Below are 17,919 nucleotides of genomic sequence, written 5' to 3'. Positions count from 1 at the left end.
ATCGACCAACATGGAATTCGAGCTGTTCCGGGACTTCCTGGAAAAGGCCTGCGGCATCGTCCTGGGTGCCAACAAGCAGTACCTGGTCGCCAGCCGCCTGAACAAGCTGATGGAGCAGCAGGGCATCAGGAGCCTGGGCGAGCTGGTGCAGAAGATCCAGGTCCGCAGCCAGCTGCGCGAGCAGGTGGTGGATGCCATGACCACCAACGAGACCCTCTGGTTTCGCGACACCTATCCCTTCGAGGTACTGAAGAACCGCATCCTCGCCGAGCTGATCAAGGCCAACCCGGGCCAGCGCCTGCGCATTTGGTCGGCGGCCTGCTCCTCGGGGCAGGAACCCTATTCGCTGTCGATGACCATCGACGAGTTCGAGAAGACCAACCTCGGCCAGCTCAAGGCCGGCGTGCAGATCGTCGCCACCGACCTCTCCGGTTCCATGCTCAACGCGGCGAAGGCCGGCGAGTACGACAGCCTGGCCATCGGCCGCGGGCTGTCCCAGGAGCGCCTGCAGCGCTACTTCGACACCAAGGGGCCGGGGCGCTGGGCGGTGAAGCCGGCGATCAAGGGCCGCGTCGAGTTCCGCGCGCTGAACCTGCTGGAGAGCTACGCCACCCTCGGCAAGTTCGACCTGATCTTCTGCCGCAACGTGCTCATCTACTTCTCCGCCGAGGTCAAGCGCGACATCCTGCTGCGCATGCACGCGGCGCTCAAGCCCGGCGGCTACCTGTTCCTCGGCGCCTCCGAGGCGCTCAATGGGCTGCCGGAGCATTACCAGATGGTCCAGTGCAACCCGGGGATCATCTACAAGGCCAAGTAGCCGGGCATTATGCCGATCACGGAAGGGCGCCCTTCGCCTATCCGCACGAGCCGTTCGCCGTCTTGCCGGCTGTGCCTGGGGGCTTTTCGTAGGATGGATTGAAGGGGCGTTTCGGCGTGTGCGGTGAGTCCAATCGCGGACAAGGTCCTCCTACCGCATGAGCGAGCATGGCTTTCGTAGGATGGTGTTGAGCGAAGCGATACCCATCACCGCAACCGCATGGGTTTCGCCAAGGCTCAACCCATCCGTTGAGGCGCGTCTCGGCGCGGCCGGCAAGACAGTTGCTCCTACGCTTCCGGCAAACACCACGCCCCGTAGGATGGGTTGAGCGAAGCGATACCCATCGCCACCACCGCATGGGTTTCGCAGGCTCAACCCATCCTACGGTTCCAGGGAAGCACGGGCGCGTAGGAGCGGACCTTGTCCGCGATTGGACTCACCGCCCACACCGGACGCCCCGGTGGCTCGGGCAGCCCCCTCTCCCGCTTGCGGGAGAGGGCCGGGGTGAGGGTAACCCCTTCGAATGGGCAGAACGCATTGCCGCCGGGCGGTAAGGCCTTGCCGCTTGCCGCGGTTTGCCGCCCCTTGCCGCTTGCGGATCATCGGCAATTCATTGATTAATAAGGCTTTAACGTTTTGGCACGCACCTTGCTGAAGTGCTGGCAAGCCCACACCGGCAAACAGGTTCGTGACCATGAGCATCAGCTTCGACTCCGCCCTCGGCATCCACGCACAAGCGCTCAGCTTCCGCTCGCAGCGCGCCGAAGTGCTGGCCAACAACCTGGCCAACGCCGACACCCCCAACTACAAGGCGCGCGACCTGGACTTCGCTTCCGTGCTCGCGGCCCAGGCCGACAAGGCCAAGAGCGGCACCTTCAGCACCGCCGTCACCAACGCCCGGCACATCGAGGCCGACGGCGTGGCCATGGGCGACGACTCGCTGAAATACCGCATCCCGACCAACCCCTCCATCGACCAGAACACCGTCGACGAGCAGGTCGAGCAGGCCAACTACGCGCAGAACGCCGTGCAGTTCCAGGCCAGCTTCACCTTCCTCAACAGCAAGTTCAAAGGCCTGATGGGCGCCCTGCGCGGAGAGTGATAGCCATGTCCCTTGCCAGTGTCTTCAACATCGCCGGTAGCGGCATGAGTGCCCAGACCACCCGTCTGAACACCACCGCCTCGAACATCGCCAACGCCGAGAGCGTGTCCTCGAGCATCGACCAGACCTACCGCGCCCGCCACCCGGTGTTCTCCGCCATGTTCCAGCAGGCGCAGAGCGGCCAGGGCTCGCTGTTCCAGGACACCGACCAGGCCGGCACCGGCGTGCAGGTGCTGGGCGTGGTCGAGGACCAGAGCCCGCTGGTGCCGCGCTACGAGCCGAACCATCCGGCCGCCGACGCCAACGGCTACGTGTACTACCCCAACGTCAACGTGGTGGAGGAAATGGCCGACATGATGTCCGCCAGCCGCTCCTTCCAGAGCAACGCGGAAATGATGAACACCGCCAAGCAGATGATGCAGAAGGTCCTGACCCTGGGTCAGTAAGCGCAGAGGACGCCCCATGAGCATCGACAACACCAGTAGCACTTCGAACTCGATCCTCTCGTCGCTGAACGCCGGGTCGAGTTCCTCGTCTTCCACCTCGGAAACCGGCACCAGTGCGCTGGGCAAGGATTCGTTCCTGCAACTGCTGGTCACCCAGCTGAACAACCAGAACCCGCTGGACCCGCAGGACAATACCCAGTTCGTCTCCCAGCTCGCCCAGTTCAGCAGCCTGGAGAGCATGGAGAACCTGGATACCACCCTGGGCAACTTCTATTCCTCGTTCCAGTCGTCCCAGGCGCTGCAGGCCTCGTCCCTGGTCGGCCGCTCGGTGATCGTCAACTCCAGCAAGGTCCAGGTCGACGACCCCAGCGCCGGCGTGCAGGGCTCGCTGGTGATGCCGTCCAACGGCGATGGCGTGACCCTGAAAATCTATGACGACGACGGCGAGCTGGTGCGCACCATCGATATGGGCAGCCAGAAGAGCGGCAACATCGACTTCACCTGGGACGGCAAGGACGACAGCGGCGAGCAGGTGGCCTCCGGCACCTACACCATCAAGGCCACGGCCTCGCTGGACGGCACCAGCACCGCCCTGACCACCTACCTGCCGGCCACGGTCAACAGCGTCACGCTGGGCCAGAGCGGCGGGGAAATGACCCTCAATCTCGCTGGCATCGGCAGTGTCTCCGCCTCCAGCATTCAGACCATCGGAAAATAACGCCGTCCTTCGGCACGGGAGCTGACCATGTCTTTCAATACCGCCCTGAGTGGTTTGAACGCCGCTAGCACGGACCTGAACGTGACCGGCAACAACATCGCCAACGTCGGGACCACCGGCTTCAAGTCCTCGCGCACCGAGTTCGCCGACCTTTATGCCGCCTCGATGCTCGGCACCGGGCGCAACGCCGTGGGCAGCGGCGTGATCACCCAGTCGGTGTCGCAGCAGTTCACCCAAGGCAACCTGACCTCCACCGGCCGCAGCCTGGACCTGGCCATCAGCGGCAACGGCTTCTTCATGGTCAGCGACAACGGCAGCCGCCTGTACACCCGCAACGGCTCCTTCAACACCGATGCCAACGGCTACATCGTCGACGGCTCCGGCAACCGCCTGCAGGGCTATGGCGTCAACGGCAGCGGCGCGGTCGTCAACGGCGTGATCACCGACCTGAAGGTGGACACCGCCAACCAGCCGCCGAGCCCGACCTCGAAGATCACCTCGACGCTGAGCCTGAACTCGGCGGCCAGCACGCCGACCAACGCCACCTTCGACCCGGCCGATTCCGACAGCTACAACTGGTCGACCTCGGTGGACATCTACGACTCCCAGGGCAACTCGCACACCATGACGAACTACTTCGTCAAGGACAGCAGCAACAACTGGACCATGCACACCCTGGTGGACGGCCGCTCGCCGACCGACCCGACCAGCACCACGCCGCTGACCAGCCAGCTGAGCTTCAACAGCTCCGGCCAGCTGACCGGCGTCACCTCCACCGGCATGACCGTCAATGCGGACAAGACCATGACCCTCACCGGCTGGGTGCCGGCGGCGATCACCGATTCCACCACTGACCCGGTGACCTGGGGCGCCAACGGCGCCGCCGGGGCCACCGGCGGCATCAGCCTCGACCTGACCAAGACCACCCAGACCAACGCCGCCTTCGCGGTCACCGCGGTGACCCAGGACGGCTACGCCACCGGCCAGATGTCCGGCCTGTCGGTGGACGTGGACGGGCAGATGTACGCCACCTACACCAACGGCCAGTCCAAGGTGATCGGCCAACTGGTGCTGGCCAACTTCGCCAACACCCAGGGCCTGACCCCGGTCGGCAGCACCGCCTGGAAACAGTCGCTGGCCTCGGGCGAGGCGGTGATCGGCACGCCGACCTCCGGCACCCTGGGCTCGGTGGGCTCCGGCTCGCTGGAAGAGTCCAACGTCGACCTCACCGCGCAACTGGTCAACCTGATAGTCGCGCAGCGCAACTACCAGGCCAACGCCAAGACCGTGCAGACCGAGAGCACTATCTCCGACACCATCATCAACCTGCGTTGATGGCGGCAAAGCGCTCTTGCCGCAGGCGGCAGCCCCTCGCCGCCTGACGGCCCCTCAGGCTCCTTCGGGAGCCTTTTCTTTTTCATTCGTCCTTTCGAATCAGCGGCTTGCGCTGATTTTTCAATTCTGGCACAGCCCTTGCTGAGACACCTCCAGCACCGCCGGGAATCCGACCCGGCACTGGAGGAATGCCTTGGACAGAATGCTGTATGTCGCCATGAGCGGCGCGAGCCAGAACACGCAGGCCATGCAGGCTCACGCCAACAACCTGGCGAACATTTCCACGACCGGTTTCCGTCGCGACTTCGAACAGGCGCGCGCGATGCCGGTCTTCGGCGACAGCTTTCCGGCGCGCGTGTTCGCCATGAGCGAACGCCCGGCCACCGACTTCACCGCCGGCGCCCTGCAGGAAACCGGGCGTGACCTGGACGTCGCCGCCAAGGGCGACGCCTGGATCGCCGTGCAGGCCCCGGATGGCGGCGAAGCCTACGTGCGCACCGGCAGCCTGGAAATCGACGCCCTCGGCCAGCTGCGCACCGGCGACGGTTTGCCGGTGCTCGGCAACGGCGGGCCGATCGCCATTCCGCCGGAAGAGAAGATCGAGATCGGCGAGGACGGCACCATCACCGTCCGCGGCCAGGGCAACAATCCCAACGCGCTGGCCACCGTCGACCGCATCAAGCTGGTCACCCCGGACCCGAAGCAGCTGGAGAAGGGCACCGACGGCATGATCCGCATGAAGCAGGGCCAGCCGGCGCCGCAGCCCGACGCCAACGCCAGCGTGCAGTCCGGCTTCCTCGAGGCGAGCAACGTCAACGCGGTGGAAGAGATGACCTCGATCCTGGCGCTGTCCCGCCAGTTCGAGCTGCACGTGAAGATGATGCGTACCGCCGAGGACGATTCCCAGGCCATGGCGCGGGTTTTGCAATTTAGCTAATCACCAGATCGAGGCGTCATGAATCCGACGCCCGAGGAGAAGACATATGCTTCCGGCACTGTGGGTCAGCAAGACCGGCCTGTCCGCCCAGGACATGAACCTGACCACCATTTCCAACAACCTGGCGAACGTCTCGACCACCGGCTTCAAGCGCGACCGCGCCGAGTTCCAGGACCTGCTGTACCAGATCAAGCGCCAGCCCGGCGCCCAGTCGACCCAGGACAGCCAACTGCCCTCGGGCCTGCAGCTGGGTACCGGCGTGCGCATCGTCGGCACCCAGAAGAACTTCACCGCCGGCAGCCTGCAGACCACCGACAACCCGCTGGACATGGCGGTCAACGGCCGCGGCTTCTTCCAGGTGCTGACCCCGGACGGCACCGTCGCCTACACCCGCGACGGCAGCTTCCACCTGAATTCCGACGGCCAGATCGTCACCTCCAACGGCAACGCCCTGGAGCCGGCCATCGTGGTCCCGGCGGAAACCCAGACCTTCACCGTCGGCAACGACGGCACCGTCTCGGTGACCGTGGCCGGCAACTCGCAGCCGCAGATCATCGGCAACATCCAGACCGCCGACTTCATCAACCCGGCGGGCCTGCAGGCGACCGGCAACAACCTGTTCCTGGAAACCGCCGCCAGCGGCGCGCCGCAGGTCGGCACCCCGGGCCTGAACGGCCTGGGCACCGTGCAGCAGAACACCCTGGAGAACTCCAACGTCAGCGTGGTGGAGGAGATGGTCAACATGATCACCACCCAGCGCGCCTACGAGATGAACTCCAAGGTGATCTCCACCGCCGACCAGATGCTGTCCTTCGTCACCCAGAACCTTTGATGCATGACGCGGGCCCCGCGGCCCGCCAGTTAGTGGCTCTCCCCGAGAGGTAGTTGCAATGAACCGTTCCCATCTTCTCCCGCTGCTGGCGCTCGCCGCGCTGGCCGGTTGCGTCAGTCCTCCGCCGAAGCCGGACGACCCGTACTACGCGCCGGTCATGCCACGTACGCCCATGCCCGCGGCGCAGAACAACGGTTCCATCTACCAGGCCGGGTTCGAAAACAACCTCTACGGCGACCGCAAGGCCTTCCGCATCGGTGACATCATCACCATCACCCTCAACGAGAAGACCCAGGCGAGCAAGAAGGCCAACTCGGACATCTCCAAGGACAGCAGCAACAAGATGGGGCTGACCTCGCTGTTCGGCAGCAAGGCCACCACCAACAACCCCTTCGGCAGCGGCGACCTGAGCCTCAGCGCCGAGTACAGCGGCAACCGCGAGACCAAGGGCGACAGCGCGGCGGGGCAGAGCAACAGCCTGACCGGCTCGATCACCGTGACCGTGGCCGAAGTCATGCCCAACGGCATCCTCGCCGTACGCGGCGAGAAGTGGATGACGCTGAACACCGGCAACGAGCTGGTGCGCATCGCCGGGCTGATCCGCGCCGACGATATCGCCACCGACAACACCGTGTCCTCGACCCGCGTGGCGGATGCGCGCATCACCTACTCGGGCACCGGCGCCTTCGCCGACGCCAGCCAGCCGGGCTGGCTGGACCGCTTCTTCCTCAGCCCGCTGTGGCCGTTCTGAGCAGGTGACCTGAGATGTCGATGTTCTCCCGCCTGCTCTTAGTACTCGGCCTGTCCTGCCTGACGCTCGCCGCCCACGCCGAGCGCCTGAAGGACATCGCCAGCATCCAGGGCGTGCGCAGCAACCAGCTGATCGGCTACGGCCTGGTGGTCGGCCTCAACGGCTCCGGCGACCAGACCACGCAGACGCCCTTCACCCTGCAGACCTTCAACAACATGCTGGCGCAGTTCGGCATCAAGGTGCCGGCCGGCAGCGGCAACGTGCAGCTGAAGAACGTCGCCGCGGTGTCGGTGCACGCCGACCTGCCGGCGTTCGCCAAGCCGGGCCAGACCATCGACGTGACCATCTCCTCCATCGGCAACGCCAAGAGCCTGCGCGGCGGCAGCCTGCTGATGACCCAGCTCAAGGGCATCGACGGCCAGACCTACGCCATCGCCCAGGGCAACCTGGTGGTGGGCGGCTTCGACGCCGAGGGTCGCGACGGCTCGAAGATCACCGTCAACGTGCCGTCGGCCGGGCGCATTCCCTCCGGCGCCACCGTCGAACGCGCGGTGCCGAGCGGCTTCGACCAGGGCAACAGCCTGACGCTGAACCTCAACCGCCCCGACTTCACCACCGCCAAGCATATCGTCGACCGCATCAACGACATGCTCGGCCCGGGCGTGGCCCAGGCCATCGACGGCGGCTCGGTGCGCGTCAGCGCGCCGCTGGACCCGAACCAGCGGGTGGACTACATGTCGGTGCTGGAGAACCTGGAGATCCAGTCCGGCGAGGCGGTGGCCAAGGTCATCATCAACTCGCGCACCGGCACCATCGTCATCGGCCAGAACGTGCGCGTATCGCCGGCCGCCGTGACCCACGGCAGCCTCACCGTGACCATCACCGAGGACCCGATCGTCAGCCAGCCCGGCCCCTTCTCCAACGGCGAGACCGCGGTGGTGCCGCGCTCGCGGGTGAACGCCGAGCAGGAAGCCAAGCCGATGTTCAAGTTCGGCCCGGGCACCACCCTGGACGAGATCGTCCGCGCGGTGAATCAGGTGGGCGCGGCGCCCAGCGACCTGATGGCCATTCTCGAAGCCCTCAAGCAGGCCGGCGCGTTGCAGGCCGAGCTGATCGTCATCTGAGGACGCCGCCATGGACGCACGACTGCTCAACTCCGGCGTCAGCGCCAGCGCCAGCGACAGCCAGGCCTACACCGACCTCAACCGCTTGAGCCAGCTGAAGAGCGGCGACCGCAACAGCCAGGGCAACATCCGCAAGGTGGCCCAGGAGTTCGAGTCGCTGTTCCTCAACGAGATGCTCAAGTCGATGCGCTCGGCCAACGAGGTGTTCGCCAAGGACAACCCACTCAACAGCGAGACCGCCAAGCAGTACCAGGACATGTACGACCACCAGCTGTCGGTGTCCCTGGCGCGCGAGGGGCACGGCATCGGCCTGGCCGACGTGCTGGTCAAGCAGATGGAGAAGATGCAGGGCGTGCGCCACACCGGCAACAACCCCTTCGCCCAGGTGCAGGCGCAATCCGATACCCAGGCTACCCAGGCGGTGGCGGGGCAGGACCGGCAGCGGGCGAAGAGCCTGTGGTCCGCCAGCGGCAAGCCGCTGACGCAGCCCGAGCCCGGCCGCGACGACCGCCAGGCGCTGAACGCGCGGCGCCTGGCCCTGCCGGGCACGCTGGCCAAGCGCATCGCCGCCGGCATAGTGCCGGACGCCAATGCCGCCGGCACCAGCCAGCCGGCGCAGTTGGCCAGCAGCGACTGGCGCAACGGCAGGGGCTACACCCGCCAGGACGATACCGCCGGCAGCGCCGCCGTCGCCGATACCTCGGCCATCTCGACCAAGCCGGGCAAGTCCATGTTCGCCTCGGCCGACGACTTCGTCGCCACCATGCTGCCCATGGCCGAACGCGCGGCCAAGCGCATCGGCGTCGACCCGCGCTACCTGGTGGCCCAGGCCGCGCTGGAAACCGGCTGGGGCAAGAAGATGATCGCCCAGCGCGACGGCAGCAGCAGCCACAACCTGTTCGGCATCAAGAGCGGTTCGAGCTGGAGGGGCGACTCGGCGCGCGCGCTCACCAGCGAGTACGAGAACGGCAAGCAGGTGAAGGAAGTGGCCTCGTTCCGCGCCTACAACTCCTTCGAGCAGAGCTTCCAGGACTACGTCAGCTTCCTGCAGAACAACGACCGCTACCAGGGCGCCCTGGACTCCGCCGCGCGCCCCGAGCAGTTCATGAAGGAACTGCAGCGCGCCGGTTATGCCACCGACCCGCAATATGCGCGCAAGGTCTCGCAGATCGCCAGGCAGGTGCAGGTCTACCAGACCGTGGCCATGGCCGACGCCCCGACCCGTACGCTTTGAAGAATGGAACGCTCTAAGGAAAGCCCATGAGCCTGTTATCCATAGGACTGTCCGGCCTCAACGCTTCGCAAACGGCGCTGAGCACCACCGGCAACAACATCACCAACGTCGACACCGCCGGCTATACCCGCCAGCAATCGATGCAGGTCAGCTCGGCCGCGCAGTTCTCCGGGCGCTACTACGTCGGCACCGGCACCACGGTGCAGGACGTGCGCCGGATGTACAGCGAGTTCCTGGCCAACCAGCTGCGCGGCGCGACGGCGGTGAACAGCGATGCGCAGACCTACCTGAGCCAGGTCAACCAGGTCGACTCGCTGCTGTCGGACAGCACCACCGGCCTGTCCTCGGTGATGCAGAACTTCTTCGCCTCGCTGCAGACCGCGGCCGGCACCCCGACCGACGCCGCCTCGCGGCAACTGGTGCTGACCCAGGCGAAGAACCTGGCGCAACGCTTCAATTCCATCTCCACCCAGTTGGGCACCCAGAACAGCTACGTCAACACCCAGATGAGCAGCCTGGCCGGGCAGGTCAGCGACCTGGCCAAGACCATCGCCCAGTACAACCAGGCGATCACCGCCGCCGAATCCGCCGGCGCCAGCGCCAACGACCTGCAGGACAAGCGCGACCAGGCGGTGGTGCAGCTGTCGGACATGATCGGCGTCAGCGTGGTCAAGCAGGGCAGCAGCTACAACCTCTACCTGGGCTCCGGCCAGCCGCTGGTGGTGGGCAGCAACGCCTCGACCCTGAGCGCCGCGCCCAGCGCCAGCAACCCGTCGCAGTACAGCCTGTCGCTGAACTCCAGCTCCAGCGGCGTGACCGTGGATGTCACCTCGGTGGTCACCGGCGGCCAGATGGGCGGCCTGCTGCGCTACCGCAGCGAGGTGCTGAACACCACCCAGAACGAACTGGGGCGCATGGCCATCGTCCTCGCCGACACCTTCAACAGCCAACTGGCCCAGGGCCTGGACCTCAACGGCAACTTCGGCGCCCAGCTGTTCAAGGACATCAACGACGCCAGCGTGATCGGCAACCGCAGCCTGGCCAACGGCCTCAACGGCGGCACCGGCAACCTCAACGTCAGCATCGACGACAGTGGCGCGCTGACCACCAGCGACTACGAGGTGACCTTCACCTCGGCCACCGGCTACAGCGTCCGACGCCTGTCCGATGGCGAGGTGCTGGGCAGCGGCGACCTCAGCGACGATCCGCCCAAGGAATTCGACGGCTTCAGCCTCAGCCAGCAGAGCGTCGGCACCATCCAGGCCGGCGACCGCTTTACGGTGATCCCGACGCGTACCGCGGCGGCGGACATCTCCGTGGCCATGACCGACGCCAATCGCCTGGCGCTGGCCTCGCCGCTGGTCTCCACCACCACCACCGGCAACATCGGCAGCGGCACCATCAGCGGCACCAGCCTGACCACCGAGCTCGACGCCAGCAACAGCGCCGACCTGGCGGCGGCGATCAAGGCCGGCATGCCGGTCAAGCTGGTGTTCGACGCCGCTGCCGGCGACGGCACCCAGGGCTACACGATCTACGATTCCGCCGGCAACTCGCTGGGCACCGGCAGCATAGTGCCGGGGCAGAGCAACGACATCAGCGTCACCGTGCCCGGCACGCCGTCGTTCAGCTTCCAGACCAGCATCGGCGGCTACCCGGGCAAGGGCGACAGCTTCACCGTCGCCTTCAATTCCGATGGCGATGCCGACAACGGCAACGCGCAGAAGCTCATCGACCTGCAGAGCGCCAAGACCGTGGGCAGCGGCACCGGCAGTGGCAGCGGCATGAGCCTGACCGGCGCCTACAGCAGCCTGACCGAGACCGTCGGCGCCCAGGCCAACCAGGCCAAGCTGGACGCCACCGCCACCGACGCGGTGCTGACCCAGGCGCAGAACACCCGCGACTCGCTGTCGGCGGTCAACCTCGACGAGGAAGCGGCCAACCTGGTGAAGTTCCAGCAGTACTACACGGCCTCCGCGCAGATCATCAAGACCGCGCAGACGCTCTTCGACACCCTGATCAACAACATCTGAGGCGGCCGTGATGCGTATTTCCACCCCGCAGATCTTCAGTTCCAACATCGACAACTACAACCGCGGCTACGCCAGCCTGGCCAAGACCCAGGAGCAGATCTCCAGCGGTGTGCGCATCCAGACCCCCGCCGACGACCCCGTCGGCGCCGCGCGCCTGCTGCAACTCGAGCAACAGCAGGCATTGTTGGGCCAGTACAGCGGCAACATGACCACAGCCACCAACAGCCTGAACCAGGAGCAGAGCGTCCTCGACTCGATCAATACCGCGCTGCAGCGCGCCCGCGAGTTGACCCTCCGTGCTGGCGACGGCTCCCTGAGCGATGACGACCGGGGCGCCATCAGCGAGGAGCTGGGCCAGATCCAGAAACAGCTGCTGACGCTGATGAACAGCAAGGATGCCAGCGGCAATTACCTGTTCTCCGGCAGCAAGAGCACAGTGCAGCCGTTCATCCAGAACGCCGATGGCAGCTACAGCTACCAGGGCGACCAGAGCTCGCTGAATTTGCAAGTCTCGGACAACCTGCTGATCTCCACCAACGACAATGGCTGGAGCATCTTCGAGATGGCAGCCAACGCCAGCCGCACCGTCAGCTCGCTGACCAGTGAGCCGAACGCCGATGGCGTACAGCGGGCCTTCCTGTCCCAGGGCACGGTGACCAACGACAAGAGTTACAACGGCAGCTTCCGCGATGGCGCGCCCTACACCTTGAAGGTGCTCAGCGGCACCCAGTACCAGATCCTCGACAAGGACGGCAACGACGTCACCAGCGAGGCCAATACCAACGGCACCTACGACGCCACCTCCACCGACAGCAACGCCATCATCTTCCGTGGTGCGCAATTCCAGCTCGACGTCTCCCTGCCCAAGACCGACGACGCCAGCAATATGGACAGCCTGGTCGATGGCTACAGCTTCAGCTTCGGTACCGCCCCGGATACCCTCTCGGTGAAGCGCAGCGCCGCCAACACCTCGTCGGCCCAGGTCACTTCGGCCACGGTGAGCAACGCGAACACCTACACCACCCAGTTCCCGAGCAACGGCGTGCAGCTGAAATTCACCAGCGCCACCGACTACGAGGTCTACGCGCTGCCGGCAGTCCAGGGTGCTACGCCGATGGCCAGCGGTACCCTGGGCGCGACCTTCCCGCAGACCATCAGCGTCGCCGGTATCGACATGGCCATCAGTTCGGCGCCGGCGGCCGGCGACCAGTTCAGCGTCACCGCCAGCTCACCGGAGCGGCAGAACATCCTCAATACCCTGGGCGACCTCCGCGCGGCGCTGGATACCTCCACCGCCAACGATCCGCAGGCGCAGCTGAACATCCGCAACATGGTGGCCAGCGCGGTGACCAACCTCGACAAAGCCACCAACCAGGTGCTGACGACCCAGTCGTCGATAGGCGCACGCCTGAACACCATCGAGGTGCTCAACCAGGAAAACCAGAGCCTGAGCCTGACCAACACCACCACCCAATCGTCGATCCGCGACACCGACATGGCCGCGGCGACGTCGCAGCTGGTGCTGCAGCAGACCATGCTCGAAGCGGCGCAGGCGGCGTTTGCGCGGATCAGTCAGTTGAGTTTGTTCAACAAGCTCTAGCGCTGTCCTACGCTGCGCGATGAAAAAAGGGATGTCATGGACATCCCCTTTTTTGCCGCGCCTAGATCAGGCGCGGTTCAGATGGAGGAGGGTAAGGCGGCTGTCGAGCTGCTCATGGGCACCCAGCGCGGCCTTGTGCGGTAGCTTCTGATAGTGCTTTAGGGCGAAGCCGCGCTGGTTGGCCGCGGCCAGGTACCACTCGGCGTCGTGATAGCGGCTATTCAGGTTGAAGGCATTGTTCCAACGGGCATCCATGAGATCCAGCAGCAGAACCTCGCCACGGTGTTGCGCCAGGCCACTGAGGATCAGGCTGAACTGTTCGTCGTTCAGCGTGCCGAGAATCTCCCCCAGAATGACGTTCGCCCCACTGAAGCGTTGAGAGAGGTCCGCCAGGGCGTTGTCGCCCAGTGCTATCTCCTGGTCGCCGGCGAGGTCAAGAGCTATCAGGCGGCCGTCCCTCACCAGTAGCTCAAGGGCTGGCCTCCCATCAAGATAGGTCTGCAGGAAGTCGCGGATCGACCAGCCACACGGAGCCTGTTGTGGTGCCAAGGGAGTACGAGACGTCCAGTTGCGAGTGGCGGCTAGCCCGTTGTCGTAGAAGCCTGGGCGCGTTGTCTGGGGAAGGAGAAGGTAGTTGGAGGCGTGCACCAGTTCGAAGGCGCGGTGGACTCGGTAATGGTGCAAGCCTGCCCAGGCAAGGAAGCGCCCTTTGTTGGCGTTGGCCACTTCGATCAGGATGATAGGACGGGAGTGCCCGATAAGGTATTCGGCACCTTGCAAGACATCCAACTCCATGCCTTCCACGTCGATCTTGAGCAGGTCCACGCTTGTGTCAGGGTAGAGATTGTCCAGGGAGTCGATGACGATATCGCCGGTGTCATCGGTCTTGATACTCGTGGCCCCGAGGTTTGTGGCTTCGATGTGGTCGAAGCTGGCCTTGCCGGCGGTGGCGCCTATGCCTATGCGGTGAATGTGTGCGCGCGCGGGATCGATCTCGTTGAGACGGAAGTTTTCCTGGAGCAAGTCGGCGGCGGCATCGGTGGGTTCGAAGCAATGTATCTGCGAGGCGTCGCCGATACAGGTGAAGAACAAGGCGTGGTTGCCGATATTTGCCCCCACGTCGAATATCACCGGGTTGCGCGGAAGCACGAGCAGCGTTTCGGTGAGTTCATTGCTCTCGAAGAACCGTTCGCGGGCAAGATGATTCTGGATGAGATCCAGAGTATTACTCAGGCGGAACTTGACCTGCTTGTCGCCGAACGGAACGCTGGCAACGACTTCGTTCTCACGGCAGAAGTTCGTGAACACATGAGGCATGGCTTCGTTCCAGTCCTTGCCCGTTGCGGCGCGGGGGCCGGTCGAGTGCTGGCCCCGGACATTGAGGAACAGTGGCTTCTCGATCTTGATGCACCTGGCGTCGCGCCATACCCGAAGGTAATATTCGAAGTCTTCACCACAATCCATTTCAGTATGGAACGGATGCGCCTCGGCTACCTTGCGGCGCACGAAATGGCCATTGTGCAGGGTCAGAAACGGGTGGTTTATCAGTACCTGTTCCAGGGTGGTGATGGGAGCGATGTCATTGGCTCTGCGGCTTGCCTGCTGGGTGGACAGGTTGGCCTCGTAGATGGCCCCCCAGATGGCGTCGTAGTCATTCAGCAGATGCTGGACATCGTCGAACGCGGTGGGGACCATCAGTTCATCCGCATCGATGAAGAAGATCCATTCCGCGCCCCGCCTGCCTGCTTCTGCCACACCAAGGTTCCTGGCCCGCGAGCGCCCTTGGCCCAAAGTATCGTCCTGGGGAAGGATTTCCACTTCGCTGAAGCCGCCAATACCGTTGGCGATGGCTTGTTCAATGGAGCTGATCACGCGTTGGGACAGCTCTTTGTGTCCGGGGCCGACAGGGATGATTACGCAGCACTTCATAGTCTTGTCCTGTGTTTCAAGAGGATCAGAGATGGCCGTTGTCGCGCATGGCGGCGACGGCTCTGTCCAATGCCATTTCCCAGCGACCGATCTCGCGATTGCGGATGAGGTAGACGCTGGGGTACCAGTAGCTGGGACCTTCTTCCAGTCCCCAGCGCCAGTTGGGATTCAGCTGCAGCAACACGTACGTCGGTACCCCCAACGCACCGGCGAGGTGGACCGCGGTGTTGTCGATGCTGAGCACGGCATCCAGTGCTGCGAGCTGGCTGGCTTGGGCATCCATGTTGACGAGCGGATTGACGTTTTCATCGTGATGGATATACAGCCCCAAGGCCTTTGCCTCGGCGCGCTCAGCCGAGGTATCGCCATACTGGAGGTTGATGAATTGCACGTGGTTCTGCGACGCAAGTCGAGCCAGTTCGTTCATGGCGATGCGGCGGCTCTGTATGTCGTTGGAGATGTTGGAGCCTCCTTTCCAGGCAAGGCCAATCAGCTTTTTGCCAGGGAATAGCCGTGTGTATTCTTCACGCTTGCAGCGGCTTGCCTCCTCATCGGCCCGCAGGAATTTGCCTGGCCCGGCAAAGGAGCCGAGGTCGGGGCGCAGTAGTCGGCCCAGGCTGCCCATGGGTATCTGGTAATCGCTTTGTGGCCAACTCTGTCGATAGAGCATCTGTACGCCATCCAGCACGTTACCGGTCTGCTCGCGGCGAATGAAAGCGACTTCAGGGAAGCTACGCTCGAGAATCGGGTCCAGCCGGGCGTAGGTCTCGAAGTGCACCTTGCCTTCGAGCTCAAGTAGGTCTGGCAGCATACTGGCGAACATGATGTGGTCGCCAATGCCTTGTTCGGCCCAGATCAACAGGCTTTTGCCTTTGAGCGATTCGCCTTGCCATTGCGGGGTGTTGAAGTACTGCTGCTGGTTCTGCTGGCTGGCCAGCCAACGCCATTCGTAGTGGGACCATCCGACCTCGAACTGTTTCAGCCGCAGCATCAGTAGGCCGAGATTGTTATGCGTGCCTATATGTTGCGGATCGCTCCGCAGGACTATGGCGTAGTGCTGGAAGGCTTCTTCGTAACGCGCGACCTGTTCCAGCGAAGTGGCCATGTTGAAATGCAGGCGGGGGTCGTCCGGTGAACCTTCCAGGCCCAACTGGCAACAAGCGATACAATCGTGATAACGGCCGGTGTCGTAATACAGCTTCGAGAGCGCGCAGAGTATCCACACCTGCTGGCTGACGGCCAGGGGAGTCTGCAGCACGTCCAGATAGAGTCGTTCGGCTTCTGCATGCAACTGAGCGTTTGTGAGTGCAGAGGAATAGAGCTTGAAGCGCCATAGGTTGGGACGCTGTCGATACCAAGCTCGCGCCTGCTCCAGATCCGCTGCGAGTTCGGGGCATTCGGCCATGTGCTCGAAGAGTTCGGCGTCTACCTGGTCGTCACCGGGCATGGAGAGTGCCTGATGGATATAGGGTTGCGCCGAGTCCACTTGCTTCAGACGCAGGTGAAGGTGGGCGATCTTCGCGTGGATCAGGGCGACCTGTGGCGTGATGTCCAGTAGTCGCTCGTACAACTCAATCTGTTGCGGCAGGTCATCTGCATGCTCGGCTAGCTGCAAGGCTTGGGCAATGTGCTGAATCTCGGCCCGGTCTTGGGATGCTGACATGTGGGATTCCGTGTGGCGGTAGTTTGGCGCGATACGGGGGGACAGCAAGAATGGGGCCAGCATCCCATGGGGTAGCCCTTCTGAAGAATCTACGAAAAAAAATTAAAGCGCCTGGCGGGCTGGACGATAACCCTAACGAAGGTTCTCCACGCCATCTCAAATCTGATCACGGCAGGGAGGCCAAAAAGCCCAAACACGAGGATTTCGTCATGGCTCTTACCGTCAATACCAACATCGCCTCGCTGTCGGTTCAAAAGAACCTGACCAAGGCCTCCAATGCCCTGAACACGTCGATGACCCGTCTGTCCACCGGCCTGCGCATCAACAGCGCCAAGGACGACGCCGCCGGTTCGCAGATTTCCAACCGTCTGACCAGCCAGGTCAACGGCCTGAACGTCGCCGTGAAGAACGCCCAGGACGCCAACTCCATCGCCCAGGCCGCCGAAGGTGCCCTGCAGGAGTCCACCAACATCCTGCAGCGCATGCGTGAACTGTCCCTGCAGTCGGCCAACGGCAGCAACAGTACCGAAGACCAGACCTCCCTGAACCAGGAGTTCAAGTCGCTGACCGCCGAACTGACCCGTATTTCCAAGACCACCACCTTCGGTGGCGGAACCTCCGGCATCAAGCTGCTCGACGGCTCCGCCGGCAGCAACGGTACTCTGACTTTCCAGGTCGGTGCCAATGCCAACGAGACCGTGAGCTTCACTCTTAGCGACATGAGCGCCCAGGCCCTGAAAGGCACGTCGCAACTGGCTTCGGCCAACCTGACCGGTATTACCTTTGACAGCGCCGGTCTTGTGGCTAGTGCGGGGATTATCTCGATCAATGGTACCGCTGTGAGTTATGAGGCGGGTGCGAGCGTCAACGACATCGTTGGCGCGATCAACACCAACGTCAGTGGTGTCGCTGCAGTCAACAGCGCGGCCAGTGCAGGCGCCACTCCTGTAATCACCCTGACCTCCAGTGCTGATTTCCACGCAGGTAAAGTTGCTAGCGCTGGCCTGGTGAGCGCCGGTGCAGGTAGTGCCGCCAACGCTACCAGTTCGGCGTTCACCGTCCAGCAACTGGACATCACCAGCGCCAAGGGAGCACAGTCCGCTACCCAGGTCATCGACGCCGCTCTGAAGCAGATCGACACCCAACGTTCTGCCCTGGGCGCCATCCAGAACCGTCTGGACAGCACTATCTCCAACCTGCAGAACGTGGCCGAGAACGCCACCGCTGCACGTAGCACCATCCAGGACGTGGACTTCGCCTCGGAGACTGCCGAGATGACCAAGCAGCAGACCCTGCAACAGGCCGCCACCGCGGTCCTGGCCCAGGCCAACCAGCTGCCGTCCGCTGTCCTGAAGCTGCTGCAGTAAGGGCTCGCCGGAAGGCGAAAACCGAGGAAGG

The 17,919-nt window shown here is 64.0% G+C and carries 15 protein-coding genes; 13 read left to right on the top strand and 2 right to left on the bottom strand.

The window, feature by feature from the left end; genetic code table 11:
• The first annotated feature begins 10 nt into the window (after positions 1–10).
• The 12 genes from cheR to QSJ95_RS11245 all read left to right on the top strand — a co-directional run bounded on the left by cheR (position 11) and on the right by QSJ95_RS11245 (position 12,929).
• Positions 11–817, top strand: a complete 807-nt coding sequence (cheR, locus tag QSJ95_RS11300) for a protein-glutamate O-methyltransferase CheR (protein ID WP_232244795.1) — start codon at positions 11–13, stop codon at positions 815–817.
• Positions 818–1,511: 694 nt separating this feature from the next.
• Complete coding sequence (flgB, locus tag QSJ95_RS11295; RefSeq protein WP_009620829.1) at positions 1,512–1,919, top strand: flagellar basal body rod protein FlgB; 408 nt, start codon at positions 1,512–1,514, stop codon at positions 1,917–1,919.
• Positions 1,920–1,924: 5 nt separating this feature from the next.
• Positions 1,925–2,365, top strand: a complete 441-nt coding sequence (gene flgC, locus QSJ95_RS11290; protein WP_009620831.1) for a flagellar basal body rod protein FlgC — start codon at positions 1,925–1,927, stop codon at positions 2,363–2,365.
• 16 nt (positions 2,366–2,381) lie between these two features.
• Positions 2,382–3,083 (top strand): flagellar hook assembly protein FlgD, encoded by a 702-nt coding sequence (gene flgD, locus QSJ95_RS11285; protein WP_043267665.1) that lies wholly within the window; start codon positions 2,382–2,384, stop codon positions 3,081–3,083.
• Between the two features lie 27 nt (positions 3,084–3,110).
• Positions 3,111–4,418, top strand: a complete 1,308-nt coding sequence (gene flgE, locus QSJ95_RS11280) for a flagellar hook protein FlgE (RefSeq protein ID WP_285642440.1) — start codon at positions 3,111–3,113, stop codon at positions 4,416–4,418.
• A 193-nt stretch (positions 4,419–4,611) separates the two neighbouring features.
• Positions 4,612–5,355, top strand: a complete 744-nt coding sequence (gene flgF / locus QSJ95_RS11275; RefSeq protein WP_058072092.1) for a flagellar basal-body rod protein FlgF — start codon at positions 4,612–4,614, stop codon at positions 5,353–5,355.
• 46 nt (positions 5,356–5,401) lie between these two features.
• Positions 5,402–6,187 carry a flagellar basal-body rod protein FlgG gene (gene flgG / locus QSJ95_RS11270; RefSeq protein ID WP_009620838.1) on the top strand — a complete coding sequence of 262 codons (786 nt, stop codon included), beginning with the start codon at positions 5,402–5,404 and terminating at the stop codon, positions 6,185–6,187.
• 58 nt (positions 6,188–6,245) lie between these two features.
• The gene (gene flgH / locus QSJ95_RS11265) at positions 6,246–6,938 is read left to right on the top strand and encodes a flagellar basal body L-ring protein FlgH (RefSeq protein WP_009620840.1); all 693 of its coding nucleotides are present in this window, start codon (positions 6,246–6,248) and stop codon (positions 6,936–6,938) included.
• Between the two features lie 14 nt (positions 6,939–6,952).
• Positions 6,953–8,062: a flagellar basal body P-ring protein FlgI gene (locus QSJ95_RS11260; RefSeq protein ID WP_009620845.1), complete on the top strand. Its 1,110-nt coding sequence runs from the start codon at positions 6,953–6,955 to the stop codon at positions 8,060–8,062.
• Between the two features lie 10 nt (positions 8,063–8,072).
• Positions 8,073–9,296 (top strand): flagellar assembly peptidoglycan hydrolase FlgJ, encoded by a 1,224-nt coding sequence (flgJ, locus tag QSJ95_RS11255; RefSeq protein ID WP_285642433.1) that lies wholly within the window; start codon positions 8,073–8,075, stop codon positions 9,294–9,296.
• Positions 9,297–9,322: 26 nt separating this feature from the next.
• Positions 9,323–11,329, top strand: coding sequence for a flagellar hook-associated protein FlgK (gene flgK / locus QSJ95_RS11250; protein ID WP_285642432.1), 2,007 nt, complete (start codon positions 9,323–9,325; stop codon positions 11,327–11,329).
• 10 nt (positions 11,330–11,339) lie between these two features.
• Positions 11,340–12,929 carry a flagellar hook-associated protein 3 gene (locus QSJ95_RS11245; RefSeq protein ID WP_285642429.1) on the top strand — a complete coding sequence of 530 codons (1,590 nt, stop codon included), beginning with the start codon at positions 11,340–11,342 and terminating at the stop codon, positions 12,927–12,929.
• Between the two features lie 66 nt (positions 12,930–12,995).
• Here QSJ95_RS11245 and QSJ95_RS11240 read toward each other — a convergent pair whose 3' ends face one another.
• Together QSJ95_RS11240 and QSJ95_RS11235 are read right to left on the bottom strand one after the other, a co-directional pair.
• A complete protein-coding gene (locus QSJ95_RS11240) occupies positions 12,996–14,858 on the bottom strand; it encodes an FkbM family methyltransferase (protein ID WP_285642426.1) in 1,863 nt (620 codons plus the stop codon).
• A gap of 25 nt (positions 14,859–14,883) precedes the next feature.
• On the bottom strand, positions 14,884–16,521 hold the full coding sequence (locus QSJ95_RS11235) for a tetratricopeptide repeat protein (RefSeq protein WP_285642424.1): 1,638 nt from the start codon (positions 16,519–16,521) through the stop codon (positions 14,884–14,886).
• A 209-nt stretch (positions 16,522–16,730) separates the two neighbouring features.
• On the opposite strand from QSJ95_RS11235, the gene QSJ95_RS11230 reads away from it, so the two are divergent.
• Positions 16,731–17,888 (top strand): flagellin N-terminal helical domain-containing protein, encoded by a 1,158-nt coding sequence (locus QSJ95_RS11230; protein ID WP_285642422.1) that lies wholly within the window; start codon positions 16,731–16,733, stop codon positions 17,886–17,888.
• Positions 17,889–17,919: the final 31 nt, after the last annotated feature.

The organism is Pseudomonas sp. NBRC 100443 (assembly GCF_030268185.1).
Lineage (GTDB): Bacteria > Pseudomonadota > Gammaproteobacteria > Pseudomonadales > Pseudomonadaceae > Pseudomonas > Pseudomonas citronellolis.
This window is presented reverse-complemented; position numbering and strand designations above follow the sequence as displayed.

Coding starts and splice junctions, on each gene's coding strand:
- cheR (WP_232244795.1), top strand. CDS start 11: ATGGAATTCGAGCTGTTCCGGGACTTCCTGGAAAAGGCCTGCGGCATC.
- flgB (WP_009620829.1), top strand. CDS start 1,512: ATGAGCATCAGCTTCGACTCCGCCCTCGGCATCCACGCACAAGCGCTC.
- flgC (WP_009620831.1), top strand. CDS start 1,925: ATGTCCCTTGCCAGTGTCTTCAACATCGCCGGTAGCGGCATGAGTGCC.
- flgD (WP_043267665.1), top strand. CDS start 2,382: ATGAGCATCGACAACACCAGTAGCACTTCGAACTCGATCCTCTCGTCG.
- flgE (WP_285642440.1), top strand. CDS start 3,111: ATGTCTTTCAATACCGCCCTGAGTGGTTTGAACGCCGCTAGCACGGAC.
- flgG (WP_009620838.1), top strand. CDS start 5,402: ATGCTTCCGGCACTGTGGGTCAGCAAGACCGGCCTGTCCGCCCAGGAC.
- flgH (WP_009620840.1), top strand. CDS start 6,246: ATGAACCGTTCCCATCTTCTCCCGCTGCTGGCGCTCGCCGCGCTGGCC.
- QSJ95_RS11260 (WP_009620845.1), top strand. CDS start 6,953: ATGTCGATGTTCTCCCGCCTGCTCTTAGTACTCGGCCTGTCCTGCCTG.
- flgJ (WP_285642433.1), top strand. CDS start 8,073: ATGGACGCACGACTGCTCAACTCCGGCGTCAGCGCCAGCGCCAGCGAC.
- flgK (WP_285642432.1), top strand. CDS start 9,323: ATGAGCCTGTTATCCATAGGACTGTCCGGCCTCAACGCTTCGCAAACG.
- QSJ95_RS11245 (WP_285642429.1), top strand. CDS start 11,340: ATGCGTATTTCCACCCCGCAGATCTTCAGTTCCAACATCGACAACTAC.
- QSJ95_RS11240 (WP_285642426.1), bottom strand. CDS start 14,858: ATGAAGTGCTGCGTAATCATCCCTGTCGGCCCCGGACACAAAGAGCTG.
- QSJ95_RS11235 (WP_285642424.1), bottom strand. CDS start 16,521: ATGTCAGCATCCCAAGACCGGGCCGAGATTCAGCACATTGCCCAAGCC.
- QSJ95_RS11230 (WP_285642422.1), top strand. CDS start 16,731: ATGGCTCTTACCGTCAATACCAACATCGCCTCGCTGTCGGTTCAAAAG.